Origin of the sequence: Quyinboa ferrireducens, assembly GCF_042436675.1 — a bacterium.
In the GTDB taxonomy this organism is placed as follows: Bacteria; Bacteroidota; Bacteroidia; order Bacteroidales; family UBA5342; genus JBHJHP01.
The window spans coordinates 625,575-640,465 of record NZ_JBHMVA010000002.1 but is presented as its reverse complement, the minus strand read 5'-3'; the positions used below and the strand labels follow the sequence as shown (position 1 = coordinate 640,465).

Genomic DNA, 14,891 nt, shown 5'->3' with positions numbered 1-14,891 from the left:
GATAATGATGGTATAGGTGATAATGCGGACACTGACGACGACGGCGATGGTTACAGCGATGCAGATGAGATTGCCAATGACACCGATCCGCTGGATTCAGAATCAGTACCGGCTGATAACGATGGCGATAAGGTGAGTGACCTGAACGATAATGATGATGATAACGATGGTGTTATTGACTCAGAGGATGAATTCCCTATGGATGCCACAGAATTTGCTGATAGTGATAACGATGGCATTGGAAATAATGCGGATACCGATGATGATAATGATGGTTATTCGGATCAGGATGAGATTGATAATGGAACAAATCCGTTCGATTTGAAATCAATACCACTGGATAATGATGGTGATAAAATCAGTGATCTGAATGACCCGGACGACGATAATGATGGTATATTGGATGATGAAGATCCGACTCCATTTGGATCAGCCGAAGCGATTCATTCAGTATCATTGGTTAGTGTAAACCTTTATCCGTCAATAGGTCATGGAACAGCAACAGTAAATGTGGATAATACTCAGTCTTTCAGCCTGGCTGTCTATAGTCTGAATGGCAAAATGGTTCAGCGTACAGAGGGATGTGTAGGAAAAGAAAGGATTGATATCAGCGATCAGCCAGCAGGAATATATCTGATCCGGATTATCCAGAATTCTGAAGCAATTGCAAATATGAAACTCATAAAACAATAAATATTGTTGCATAATTTTACAGGAGGTGTTCTGTGAATACCTCCTTTTTTTGTTCTATGCAAAACAAATAGTCCCTATCGGAACATCTGTATTTTTTAAAAAAATATGAGGGTTTTAGATTAGGTTAAATTAATTTATTGTTAATTTAAGTATAATTAAAGTTAAATAAAATTAGGTTTTTAGGGTGATATATTGTATATTTACAGCTCATAGCATTAATTAAAAAGTCAATTCATAAAATTAAGAAGTCATGAAGAATCTAATATCCCTATGGTTGCTGCTTATAAGTGCAGGTTTGAGCGTAACAGCCCAGACTAAAGATCTTGTGGTCATTGACGAGAGTATTCAGGATGTAGATTTATTAAAGCATTCAATATTAAGAGAAGCGGAGGTTCTAATGGTCAATAGCGAAACTGAATTGTGGTTTGAGATATACAGGATTACCAGCACAAATCAGAATATCAAACAGGTTCATCTGTTATTGCCCGTAAAAGAAGGGAAATTAGTACTTAACGGCACAGCCTATGATGAAAATTCCATATCTGATTTATTCGATTTAAAACTATTAAAAAACAAAGAAATATCACTGCTGTTTTACGGTTCAAATTTTGCCAGTTGCGAAAATGGAAAAGCTGTTTTAAATAAAATTTCAGAACTGACAAATTTAAGTGTGGCTGCTTCAGAGACCGCAACTGCAGGTGAAAATGAGGGTGGCGACTGGGGATTGGAATATCAGACGAATTCTGAGTTAGTATTTGAACCAATTTTTAATGAAGATGCATTAAAGGACTATCCTCAAAACTTTTAGATAGAGGAATAAGATATTGCCTGTTTGAATATAGAAAGGGGAGGGATTCTGTTGGATTCTTCCTTTTTTCATTTATGACACCCAAAGGTTAATTAATCTGACATTTTGTTAAATATGGCAGATGTGGATTTTATGAAGTGATCATCATATTCTAAGTTTTAAGTTTTGTAACGTTTTGATTTAGTGATGTATATATTTGTTATTTCGCATGGATTTAATTTCGGAGATTTAACCGTGATAATTTGTGGAATGGTATTTGTTAAAACAGATGCAAGTATTAAAGGATTTATGAACATTCGGGCAGCGCTCATTCAAATAAAACCGTTAAATTTGCGTCTGTTCAAAAAAATCACAAAAACCAATGGCAATAAATACAGTGCTCTCAAAGTTTTTTGGTAACAAATCTGACAGGGATATTCGTCAGTTAATGCCTTTTGTTACAAAAATAAAAGAGGTATATCCGGAAATCGAAAAACTTAATGATGATGCGTTACGAAATAAAACAACTGAAATAAAACAGAAGCTTAAAGATGTTTCTGAGGAAGAGAGAACACGAATTGAATCGTTACGGGAACAAATAGATGAAGATTCCGTTGCATACGAGGAGAGAGAAAAACTCTATGATGAAATAGACGATCTGGAGAAAAAGATTTGGGAAAAAGAAAAAGAACTGCTTGAAGACATGCTTCCTGAAGTCTTTTCAGTTGTCAAAGAGACCGCCAGGCGGTTTAAGGAAAATGAAACCATAAAAGTTAAAGCTACTCAATTTGATCGTGACTTAGCTGCTAAATTTGATTTTGTAGATATTGAAGGTGATTATGCTATCTGGCACAATACATGGGTTGCAGGTGGTAATACGATTACCTGGGATATGGTTCACTATGAAGTTCAGTTAATCGGTGGTGTTGTTTTACATCAGGGAAAAATTGCAGAGATGGCAACTGGTGAAGGTAAAACTTTGGTCGCTACCTTACCCGTATTTTTAAATGCACTTGTTGGCAGGGGAGTTCATGTGGTAACCGTAAACGATTATCTTGCAAAACGTGACTCGGAATGGATGGGACCGCTTTACCAGTTTCATGGTTTAAGTGTGGATTGTATTGACAAACATCAGCCAGGATCAGAAAGCCGAAGAAAAGCTTACCAGGCAGATATCACCTTCGGAACGAATAATGAGTTCGGATTTGATTATCTGCGTGACAATATGGCATTTAATCCTTCTGAACTTGTGCAGCGTAAACATCATTATGCCATCGTGGATGAGGTTGACTCAGTACTTATTGATGATGCAAGAACACCGTTGATTATTTCGGGGCCTGTTCCTAAAAGTAATGATCAGCAATTTGAGGAATTGAAGCCCAGAGTTGAAAAACTCGTAGCTCAGCAGCGGCAAATGGTAACGCAGCTTTTAACAGATGCAAAACAAAAACTTTCATCAGAAGATTCGAAAGTCCAGGATGAAGGATCGTTGCTTTTGTACAGGGCCTATAAAGGATATCCAAAATATAAACCTTTAATTAAGTTCCTGAGTGAACAGGGGATTAAGGCCCGAATGCTGAAGACAGAAAACCTGTATATGCAGGAAAACATGAAGAACATGCATGTTGTTACGGATCCTTTGTTCTTTGTGATAGATGAAAAATTAAATTCCGTTGAGCTTACAGATAAGGGGATAGATATTCTGACAGGTGATTCAGATGATCCTAACTTTTTTATCCTTCCTAATATTGGAGATACCATTGCTGAAATTGAGAAAAACAAGGATCTAAAGGAAGAAGCAAAGGTTGCTCAGAAAGATCAGCTTTTACAGGACTATGCGGTTAAGTCTGAACGTGTTCATACCGTTACCCAGCTCTTAAAGGCTTATTCAATGTTTGAAAGGGATGATCAGTACGTGGTCATCGACAACAAGGTAAAGATTGTTGATGAGCAGACCGGTCGTATTATGGAAGGACGCCGTTATTCTGACGGGCTGCATCAGGCCATAGAAGCAAAGGAACGCGTTAAAGTTGAAGCTGCGACGCAAACAATGGCCACAATCACCCTGCAGAATTATTTCAGGATGTATGAAAAACTGGCAGGTATGACAGGTACGGCTGAAACGGAAGCAGGTGAATTATGGGATATCTATAAACTGGATGTGGTGGTAATTCCAACCAACAAGCCCATTGTAAGGGATGACCGTGAAGATAAAGTTTATAAAACAAAACGTGAAAAATATAATGCAGTAGCAGAAGAAATCGTTGAGCTTACGAAAGCAGGACGTCCTGTTCTTGTAGGTACTACATCGGTAGAGATTTCTGAATTGCTCAGCAGAATGTTAAAGATTCGGGGCATAAATCACAACGTGCTTAATGCAAAACTGCATCAGAAAGAAGCAGATATTGTTGCACATGCCGGTAACGAAGGAATGGTGACGATTGCTACGAACATGGCCGGTCGTGGTACCGATATTAAGTTGAGCCCAAAAGTTAAAGAAGCCGGTGGTTTGGCTATCATTGGTACAGAGCGGCATGAGTCACGTCGTGTAGACAGACAGCTGCGGGGTCGTGCCGGTCGTCAGGGAGATCCGGGATCATCACAGTTTTATGTGTCTCTGGAAGATGATTTGATGCGATTATTTTCAAGTGACCGTATCGTAAAGATCATGGACCGTCTGGGACTGGAAGATGGTGAAGTAATTCAGCATTCAATGATCTCGAAATCCATAGAACGTGCTCAGAGAAAAGTAGAAGAAAATAACTTTGGTATTCGTAAACGTCTGCTGGAATATGATGATGTGATGAATTCGCAACGTGAGGTGATTTATACCAAACGTAAACATGCTCTTTTAGGTGAACGCATGGGCGTTGAAATAGCAAATATGCTCTATGATACAGCCGAGGGTTTGGTGAATGATTATCATGATGCCACCGACTACGAAGGACTGAGAATGGAACTATTCAGGATTTTTGCAGTTGATTTGCCTGTAAGTGAGGATGAGTTTGTGGGAATGTCAAAAGGTGATCTTTTCGATAAAACATATGCACAGATCATTGACACCTATAAGCGTAAACAGGATAAAATTGCAACTACTGCCACACCTGTTATCCGGAATGTTTATGAATCAAAGGGAGAGCAGTATACCAACATTATGGTTCCTATTTCTGATGGAAAAAGGATGTTTCAGATAAGTGCAAACCTCGAACGTGCTTATAAAAACGACTGCAAGGAAATTATCAGGAGTCTGGAAAAGAATATTCTTCTGTTGTATATCGATGAAGAGTGGAAAGAACACCTGAGGGAGCTTGATGATTTAAGACAATCGGTTCAAAATGCAACTTACGAGCAGAAAGATCCTTTGCTTATTTATAAGTTTGAATCATTTAACCTCTTTAAAACAATGATTGGTGAGGTTAACAAAAATGCAGTCACCACATTGATGAGAGCACAAATACCTACAAGGGAGCCTGATCAGGTAAGAGAAGCTGTAGAACGCAGAAGTGATATGAGTAAATATAATACCAGAAAGGATGAGGTAGCTTCAGGTGGCCGTTCGGGAGGGAATGATTCAGACCAGCCCAAACCTAAGGCTCAACCTGTACGGGTAGACAAGAAGGTTGGCCGAAATGATCCGTGTCCTTGTGGAAGTGGTAAAAAATACAAACAATGTCACGGTAAAGAAGCTTAAAATATGCTTGGTTTTATTTTATGGAATGTTGATCCCGAAATTTTTTCTATTGGTCCCTTACATGTCCGGTATTACGGATTAATGTTCGGGATCGGTTTTTATATTGGTTATAAAATTTTTTCAGACATTGTAAAACGTGAAAAATTACCTGAAGAATGGGTCGAAAAACTTTTTATTTATACGATAGTCGGCACAGTTGTAGGAGCGCGTTTAGGACATTGTCTTTTTTATCAGCCACATTATTATTTAACTCATCCCATTGAGATACTAAAAATATGGGAGGGAGGTCTTGCCAGTCATGGTGGTGCGCTTGGTGTATTACTTGCCCTGATCGTATTTTCAAAAAAAGTTTCAAAGCGAAGTGTTTTCTGGGTATTGGATCGAATAGTTTTGGGGGTGGCGCTGACTGCTGCGCTCATTCGTTTCGGTAACTTAATGAATAGTGAAATATACGGATATCCAACCGATTCAAAATTTGGGGTTGTATATCTTAAAGATACACGTTTCGCACATATGCTTGAAGATGGAAGTGAATTGGCAAAATTTGTTGATGATTACAACGTTGAAAAAGTTGATGGTGATTCACCTGATGGTGGAGAATCGTGGCCTGTAATGTTTAACGTAACTCTTAAACAGGGCATCTCTGACGAGAAGCAGGCTGATGCAATAGCCAGGTATATCATTAAAAATGCACTGAATAAATATATAAAGGAAGATGGAGCGGAGACAAATGTTTATGTTGAACCTGACGTAAATCCTGAACTTAAAATATTTAAGGGGCATTGGATGGCTTCTTTTCCGGCATTTGTGATTCCAAAACATCCTACGCAAATTTATGAATCACTTTGTTATTTATTTGGATTTGTCCTCTTAATGTTTCTTTATTATAAAACGAACCTGGCTGAAAAGAAAGGATTACTGTTTGGTATATTCTTGATTATAACATTTTTATCTCGTTTTGTGATTGAATTTGTTAAAGAAAATCAGGTCAATTTTGAAAAAGGTATGTCATTAAATATGGGACAGTGGCTCAGTATACCATTTATCATTGCCGGAATAATACTTGTTATTCGTCCCTTTATGTCAAAAACCAGAGAAAACTAAAAAACATGGAACAAAATGTAACTCAAAGAGCCATAGAATATACACGTAACAGATCGTGGTTATTTGCCATCGGATCATTTGTGTTTATTATTGCAGGAGGTTATCTCATATATAATGCGGAGAACCTTGTTCACAATGGTGGCTCAGTTGGAGCTAATGTGGCTATTGGTGCATTTATGGTTTTGTTCTTCGGATATGGTCTGTTCATGAATCTAAAACGGCTGATCAATAAAACGCCTGCGTATATTTTTACAGATAAAGGTCTGGTTTATAATGTTAAAAATCAGGATTCAGGAACTGTATTGTGGAAAGAAATTAAAACTTTTTCAAGGGTAAAGGTTAAAGGGAATTATTTTATCCTTCTTATGATTAAAAATCCTGAGGAAATCATAGAACGTGAAATGGGGCGGATGAGAAAAAGGCTTATGAAGATGAATATGCAGACCTATAAAACTCCACTCAGCATTGCAATGAATGAACTTCAAATATCTGTTGCAGACTTTGAAGAACTTTTGAAAAAGCACCTTAAAAAAAGCCCCAACGGATAAAATCCTGTATTTGATATTCGCATTTATATTGACATATACAGAATAAGTTTTAGGCTTGCATTAATTCTGTATTAAAATCTTGCATCAAAAAAGAAATAATTTATATATTTACACCTGTTATGTAAGTATGCCTTAAACTTGTTTTTTTGAAAAAAATCCTATGAATCTTACAAGGAAGGTAAAGTATAACTTAACTAAATTCTGATTTATTAGCTCTTTAATATTAAAAGTGCTGTTATGAATTAAACTCAATTTACCTTTAATTATTAATTTTAATGAAAATGTTACCGAATCCTCTACCTTCAAAATTTCTATGGACATTGACCCTTGGGGTTATTTTGATATCATCTGTGGGAATATTTGCCAAAATACTGTTTTGGCCTTATGCCGATGTGTTGATTTTTATTGGTGTCCTGTTGTTGATCGTCAATCTGATCCTGATAATTCGTGATATTGTTTTAAATGAAATTCCCAATAAATTATTCTGGATTATCACAATGCTGGTATTTCCTCCGGTGTCATCGATATTTTACCTTCTTCAAAGGGATGAACAATTGAAATAATTATTTTATTATCAGACTGCTGAGATGTTTTTTGTCAAAAATCTCATTTGCAGTTTCCTGCAATTGCAGCGAGGTAATGGATTGAATCTTTTCAACTAATTCTGTAAATGAATCGAATTTATTGTAATGCAGAATACTTTTACCGAACGTTAAAAAATGATTTTCCCTGTTTTCTGTTCCAATGGCCAACTGTCCGGTAAGTTGACGTTTTGCAATATTTAGCTGATTAACGGATAACGGGTTTTCCCGGAGCCTTTTTAATTCAGCCTGAATAATACGTTCAGATTTCTTCAGGTTTCGTTTGTCTGATCCGAAATATATTGTAATTAATCCATTTGACGTAAATGGGGTATAATTAGATTCAATATTATAAGCAATTCCGTTTTTTTCCCTGAGATTAAGATTTAGCCTTGAATTTAATCCGGGTCCGCCTAAAATATTATTCAGAAGATAAACAGAATGTCTGTTTTCATCATAAATACCTGGTGCGACATTACCTGTAATATAATGAACCTGATATGTTTCCTGGTTCATGGATGAATGAACCGGCCGGTAAGTATAATGCCCGTTTCTTAAAGGTTTTCCTTTGTTTGCAGGATATATATCAAAGTATTTTGCTGCCGTACCGTATACACGTTTGAAACTATAGTCGCCCATCACAAAATAAACCATTTGATTAGTATGGTAATTCGTTTTAATAAACCTGCTTAAATCCTGTGATGTAAATGCTTCCAGTGTTTCTTCTGTTCCAAGAATGTTGTGTCCCAACGGATGATCCTTGAATATCAGGTCTTCAAAATCATCGTGGATGGATTCATATGGAGAATCCTTATAGGAATTAATCTCATCCAGAACAACATCCTTTTCTTTATATATCTCAGTTTCAGGAAATGTGGAATTAAATGTGATATCTGCCATTAACTCTGTGGCGCGTGCAAGAAACTCCTTTGGGAATGCTGCATAAATAAACGTTTCTTCTTTTGTTGTATATGCATTTATTTCACCACCAATATTTTCCAGCCTGTTTAAAATCTGAAGGTTTTTACGTTTGGCCGTTCCTTTAAAAAGCATGTGCTCAATAAAATGTACAATGCCATATTCTTCGGGGCCTTCGCTTGATGAGCCACAGTTCATGACAATGCCGCAGTATGCAACGTTGGACTGGTAGGGCAGATGTGCAACCCTGATTCCGTTAGATAATGTTTCTAAATGATATTCTGACATAAGTGGCGCAAATATACATGATTTTTATGTTTGAATTACTCTGTTAACTAAAACAACCTGATACTCACAATTCATATCACCTCTCATTATGTAAAAGCAGAAACCCACCCACCTTTATTGCGGTGAATGGGCTTCAGAATTAATGCAACTAATTTTTAAAATCAATATATTTATTGTGGTAAAAGAGAGCCGTTATAGATCTCGCCATTTACTATCAGTCTATAGAAATATATGCGCGAAGGTTCTTTGAAGAACGGAATTTCTATGTTTCTGATATCATCTGTATCGATGTATGCGTCAAAAAGTACATCCAGCAGATTGCCCAGTGAATCATATACCTCAAGCCTTACGTGTGCACTTTCGGTCAGATTAATATTGAAATATACTTCTCCTTCCGATGGATTTGGATAAGTACAAAGATTTACACTCTGATCCAGGTTTGTCTCAATCGTAGTTGTGCTGTTACGGTCAGTGTCATCGCAGTGCCCCGGACCAATAATACCATTATTGTATTTGTCGAGTGTTGACGCCACGGATAAAAATATTTCCCTTGCTTCTTCTGCAGTTTCAATACTATAACCCGATAATAGTTCCATAGCCTGTGAAATTTCATCTGTAACAGCGGAAGGATCTGAACCTGCAAGTATATTTAAATATGCTGCGCCAAATGCACGACCCAGAATAATATAACAGCTGCTGACAGTAGGACTGGAGATGACTTCAAGGTAAGTCATGTCACTTGTGTAGAATATTTCTTTTTCATATTCATTGTTTCCATCCTGATCCAGATCAGGTAAATTGGTCCATTTTATATCATATTTACCCGATTCTGATGAATGCGTTTTCCAGTATCCGGGTGTTAAGGTACAGCCTGCTCCGGTTGGTTCCGGATCAGGATCCGGTTCGGGATCAGTTCCGTTATCTGGTTCAACCGTAATTAAAACTTCACAGGTAGAAGTTGTTATAATTGTATCATTATCACCAGATATGGTAACTATGTTCTGTATTGATTCAGTTTCACCTGAGAAGTCCGGTCCTTTTGAAATGACATAATTAAAATATACCGGGAGCTGATCGCTGTACGTCACGTCTCCGAGCGGCGATTCCAGCATACTATCAAAAATGGTAACTGTACCGTTTTTAACATCAGCTGGCGCATTGTATGTTACGTTTTGAAGGGATGTAAAAGAAATTCCGTTCAGCTGCGCTATAACACTGTTATATCCATTCTGTGCCTCGTTTAATAAAAGACTGAAACTGATGCTTTTCGTCGATACCGGGTCTATCTGAATGACAGATTGTTCCAGCGGGATCTGCTCATAATTAAATAAATCAGATAATTCCACTGACATCACTTCTGTCGGGTGAGGATTGTAGACATGAATGGTTCCGTCCATGCTGTAATTATCATCACTGACGGTTGCATCAACTTTAACCTCAAACGGGATATCAACAGTTTCACCCTGTGTTACCGTATAGTTTGTGGAGTCGCTTGTTTTATTTACACTCCAGTTACAGCTTCTTTCAAATGTTCCAATGGTATTCTGCGAAACAACCGGAGCATAACAGTTAATTTTTACACTTGCAGAAGCCGACTTGTTGACTTCAATAATTTTTGCGGTATTAGGCAATGTATAATTATAAATTCCATTCATGAAGTCGGATTGAATGAGATCATATGTGTAAACAGGTCTGCTATATGTAAAAACTGCAGATGTATCCACATCATTCCAAACCATATTGCCATATGAATCTGTAACAGTCACAGTATCATTCTCTATTGCCGTGATGTTATTAATACTATTAAAACTATACGTCACCGATTTTACCTGATCTGTATACGCATTTGCCATGAATGTAATAGCCATACCATCAGCCGGCTTTTCAGCGGAAGTTAATGTATAAGTGAATTCGCTTGTGCTGGCAGGAGGAATAGTAGCGTAACCATACATGTTAGCACCCTCAAGCATAACCTGGCTGCCATTAACCTGTTCCATAACGGTTACAAACAGATAATCATCAGGATTGGTATTGGTAATATAAACAGTTCCTTTTATGGCATAATAGGTCATTGATCCGGTCTTATCGACCGAAATCGTATAATCAATAGCTGATTCTTCACCTGCCATCAGGTTTAACTCATCTACCGAAGCCGATTTTGAAATCGTCCAGTCATACGAGAGTATTTTATCAGTCGCAACAGTTTTTGACATGGTAGGAATATAATAATTTACAGTGGTCGTTACTTCACTGGAAATATTATATTCATCCATGGTAAATATATCAGTAACTGAACTGCTCTGTTTTCCATCTATATAATCGGACTCACTCAGAACCGGAGTGTCAAAGCTGCGCGTAACTGTCATTATAGTACTCTCATTTATAGGTTCTTCAGTAACAGTTCCAAATGTATCACTGATAGCAACTGAACCATTTGTTTCAGATATTATTGCATCCTCTTCATTTAATGTTTGGTTTAAAACATCTGAAGTCTGTTGGTCATTTATCTCAATAATTACAGTGTTTTGCTGATCGATAGGCTTCTGGTCAGTCGTATACGTATAGGTTAGATCAATGGTTTCTCCCGGCTGTAGAACGACAGTATCCCCAGGTGCAATTTCATTAAATTCAACTTCGGAACCATTAAAAATATCTGATACGATCATAATCATTGGTTCTTTCTCAGATGGATTTGTAACAGACACCGTGCCTGTTACCTGAAATTTACTATCCGTATAATTCTTATCAGCTTTAATTGTATACGTAACGTCTGTCTGATCCGACGGGAACTGGTTCACCTCAGGATCAGAAGTTACCGTTAAATCCCACTCAGAATCCCTGTTGAATGAGGTTACTGTAGTTTGTTCAACAACAGGAAAATAGTAGGTTACATTCACCGTGGCATCGTCGCTCTGTCCGGTTTCTGCAATTGTTGCTGTGTTGTCAACATCAAATGTAAGTGTTCCTTCCGAAACTTGTGCATCACCCTGGAGCTTTTCGCTGATAGTACGGTTATACGTCCATTCACAATCTTCCGAAACATTGTACCAGGCCATATTGGCATAGCTGTCTGTAACATTTATAATATCATTGACCTCAGATACCATCATCATATTTTGCGGCAAGGTTATCGCACTTTCTTTACCATAGGTAATGCCGCCTGATATTAATCTTACCGATAATATCGGATTATCCGGCTCTTTATCAAGCCTTAAAGTAAATGGAAATACTTTTGTCTGATCCGGGTTAACTATAAATGAGTTATTATTGGATACGCCAACTATTTCAGCATCAGTGCGATCAATGGATGCCGTAAGTTGTCCTGTCAGGTTACTTTCTTTAAGAGGATTAACAACTGTAATTAAGCCTTCAACAAGATAGCCTAGTGTGGCTGAATCTTTCTTAACAGAAACAGTATAGCTTACTTCTTCAGAGGCACCGGTAATCATTTCAAGAGTATCTTCAGACACTGTTTTTTCAATTGACCAGTGATTTGTTCTTTCAAAGGATGTATTGGTTAATACCGTAATGTCAGGTATGCTTACCATTATTAATACAGAATCAGTATCCGTATCTCCTGTCTCAGAGATAATTGCTGTTGAAGATTTGAAAACTGATGATTCCTGCTCATGATAGGTATAGTTGTCCGAATTTGTCCACGAGAAACTATCCGAAATGCGTCCAAGAAATTGTCCATTTCTGTAGACCGAAACCGTATCGTTCAGAATTTCAGAATTTTCTGATGGAATAAGCGTAGTTTGTGTTTGTTCCGGATTTACAGGTGCCTGGCCAAAAACTTTAAATCCGATTTCTTCCGGTACGTTTTCAGATACTGATGCAGTATACTTACAATGAATACTTTCATCGGGTTTAAGAATACATGGTACAACCCTGTTGTATGTAATGCTCTTTATACTTATGCCTTCAGCAATGGGTAATAATGAATCAATTGTTAATGCCATCTGTAAGGTATTGTGTACCGATATCTCTCCTGTAATTTCACATGTTTTGCTTACAATACCTGTTTGGATGGCGGTTGTAATAAACTCAGGTGAATATGATCCTCCGGGAAATGTTAATATTGTGTCCTGTACAGCTTCTTCATCAATTGCCCAGGTCTTTTCGCTTACACAACTGTAAGTTGCAGTATGCGATACGTCAACAGATTGAGACAGTACAAAGTCTATGTGGCTGATGTCATAGTACTTACAATCAGCTTTCATGGGAGCGTGCAAGCCGGTATCAGAAGAAATGGATAATCCTGAATAGTCATAAATGTTAGCCGCACTGTTGGCATCAGTTATTTCTGTGGATTTTAAATTATTCAGAGAACCGCCTTTAACGATTACTTTTTCAATAGAAAGTCCGGGGGAGGTCTCAAACGAGAAACTCTGATGTTCGTTATAACCTGTCTTTTTTACTTTTATCCAGGTATTGTTGAATGAAAATTCATTTTCATCGCTACAGCTGTAAAAAGAAGCAACAGAATCATTCTGCATGTAGAATGTCCCTTCATAGTAGCCATCAATTTTAAAGCCGGGATTATTTCCTAATGTACAGGCCGTTGGATTACCTTCAACCACATAGGGTACAATACCCGACAAAGTTGTTACTGAATCGCAGTTCTGGGCATCTGCAGAAATTGATTTTATGAACAACAATATTGTTATTAAAAGAGGTAGTGATGTTTTCATATAATGCAAATTTAACGTTTAACCTAAATGGTCTCCTTAAGGTGGTTAAATATAATTTAAACAAAATTAATATAAAAATTACAATAAAAGAAGATAATTTATTTAAATGTGTACTATGCATTAATATAATGTATGATTATTTATTTGTTTTTGGGTTTGTGAGATTAATATCAACATAAAAAGATTGAGTCAAAATGTATATATCATGTTTAGATGTTTAATGAAAAAACATGGTCTGGGTTAAACCAAAGTTTGTCATTCCGGATATAAAGAGGTGATTCAAAATTATTTTCGTAGAGACTACCTGTTCCAAGTCCCTGGTGAATTCTGATACCAAGAGTTGAGGTCCATTGGGCAATTGCATTCAAACCAATATTTGACTCAAGTGAGGAGGTGACCCAGTACTTTATATTCAGATGATCAGCAATATTCATCCATGTTTCGCAAATTTCAAAACCTCCCTGCAAGCCTGGTTTTAATATAATATATTGTGGTGAAACATATGAAAGTAGTTCTTGCTGTTGTTCAAAGTCAAAAATTCCGATCAGTTCTTCGTCAAGTGCCACAGGAACAGGGGTGTTGGCGCAGATTTTTTGCATCAGTTCCGGTTGTCCTGATTTTACAGGTTGTTCAATGGAATGAATTTTTAAGCCGGCCAGTTTATCAAGAATGAGCATCACATTTTTCTCAGAGAATGCCCCGTTTGCATCTACCCTTAATTCAAGTTTATCGGCAGAGTATCGTTTTCTTATGTTTTTAAGGATATTCAGTTCGGTGTTGATGTCAATGGCACCAATTTTCATCTTTAAGCAATTGAAACCTTTTGAAAGTTTATTATCTATCTGCCTTGTCATCCAGGCTTTATCGCCCATCCATATCAATCCATTTATTGGGATGCCATCTTTCCCTTGAGTGAACCAATTGTCAACAAAAGTATGATGTTCTGATCTTAAATCTTTAAGTCCGGTTTCAACAGCAAAATGTATGGAAGGCCAATATATAAGATCATTTAGTATGCTATTTAGGTCTTTGCCTGAGTTAATATTTTCAATTACCCGATAAAGCCTGTTTTCAAATTCAGAATTCTCATCAAAACTTAAGCCCGGCAACCGTGAAATTTCACCAATCCCTTTTTTATTTCCATATGTAAACAATAAAAGCCAGGCAGGTTTAGTTTTTAGAACACCGCGGGACGTTCCTGCCGGAAAGCGGAAAACAAGTGTATGTTTATGAAGTCTTACTTTCATGGTTGAAATTTAGCTTACAAATAAACAAATAATACTACTTAATAGGAGATTATATACTTATAATTAAGTATCAGATTGGTTAATTGCCAGGATTGAAAACTATGGTATTGGAAGCTTAGGATTAAATGGATGAATGTATTTTCTAATCGGTGTAAAACTGAAATTGCATACTTATCAACATTATATGTTGAAAACTTGTTGGATAGATGTTAATCAATTGTTTATCTGTTGTTTAAAAGGGGTTTGCTGATTCATGGTAAAACTATTGACACAAACCTTTTGTTATTCCACAGTAAAACGTGAAATTTTGTTATTTTTGTTCCTTATATAGCAAGATGAA

9 protein-coding genes are annotated in these 14,891 nt (G+C 37.0%); 6 read left to right on the top strand and 3 right to left on the bottom strand.

The features are described 5' to 3' along the window. The 6 genes from ACE01N_RS06170 to ACE01N_RS06145 form a co-directional block, all read left to right on the top strand. Window positions 1-693: T9SS type A sorting domain-containing protein (locus tag ACE01N_RS06170; RefSeq protein ID WP_380585876.1), on the top strand; the 693-nt coding region annotated here is incomplete at its 5' end. A 250-nt stretch (window positions 694-943) separates the two neighbouring features. Next, complete coding sequence (locus ACE01N_RS06165; protein WP_380585874.1) at window positions 944-1,501, top strand: DUF4347 domain-containing protein; 558 nt, start codon at window positions 944-946, stop codon at window positions 1,499-1,501. Window positions 1,502-1,862: 361 nt separating this feature from the next. Then, entirely contained in the window at window positions 1,863-5,171 is a 3,309-nt protein-coding gene (gene secA, locus ACE01N_RS06160; protein WP_380585872.1) for a preprotein translocase subunit SecA, read from the top strand. Between the two features lie 3 nt (window positions 5,172-5,174). Next, the gene (gene lgt, locus ACE01N_RS06155) at window positions 5,175-6,275 is read left to right on the top strand and encodes a prolipoprotein diacylglyceryl transferase (protein WP_380585870.1); all 1,101 of its coding nucleotides are present in this window, start codon (window positions 5,175-5,177) and stop codon (window positions 6,273-6,275) included. 5 nt (window positions 6,276-6,280) lie between these two features. Continuing rightward, complete coding sequence (locus ACE01N_RS06150) at window positions 6,281-6,823, top strand: STM3941 family protein (protein WP_380585868.1); 543 nt, start codon at window positions 6,281-6,283, stop codon at window positions 6,821-6,823. Window positions 6,824-7,098: 275 nt separating this feature from the next. Continuing rightward, window positions 7,099-7,386: a hypothetical protein gene (locus tag ACE01N_RS06145; protein ID WP_380585866.1), complete on the top strand. Its 288-nt coding sequence runs from the start codon at window positions 7,099-7,101 to the stop codon at window positions 7,384-7,386. Here ACE01N_RS06145 and ACE01N_RS06140 read toward each other — a convergent pair whose 3' ends face one another. The 3 genes from ACE01N_RS06140 to ACE01N_RS06130 all read right to left on the bottom strand — a co-directional run bounded on the left by ACE01N_RS06140 (window position 7,387) and on the right by ACE01N_RS06130 (window position 14,551). After that, window positions 7,387-8,610 (bottom strand): M16 family metallopeptidase, encoded by a 1,224-nt coding sequence (locus tag ACE01N_RS06140; RefSeq protein ID WP_380585864.1) that lies wholly within the window; start codon window positions 8,608-8,610, stop codon window positions 7,387-7,389. 170 nt (window positions 8,611-8,780) lie between these two features. After that, a complete protein-coding gene (locus ACE01N_RS06135) occupies window positions 8,781-13,304 on the bottom strand; it encodes a hypothetical protein (RefSeq protein ID WP_380585862.1) in 4,524 nt (1,507 codons plus the stop codon). A 209-nt stretch (window positions 13,305-13,513) separates the two neighbouring features. Then, window positions 13,514-14,551 carry an o-succinylbenzoate synthase gene (locus tag ACE01N_RS06130; protein ID WP_380585860.1) on the bottom strand — a complete coding sequence of 346 codons (1,038 nt, stop codon included), beginning with the start codon at window positions 14,549-14,551 and terminating at the stop codon, window positions 13,514-13,516. Between the last annotated feature and the right edge of the window lie 340 nt (window positions 14,552-14,891).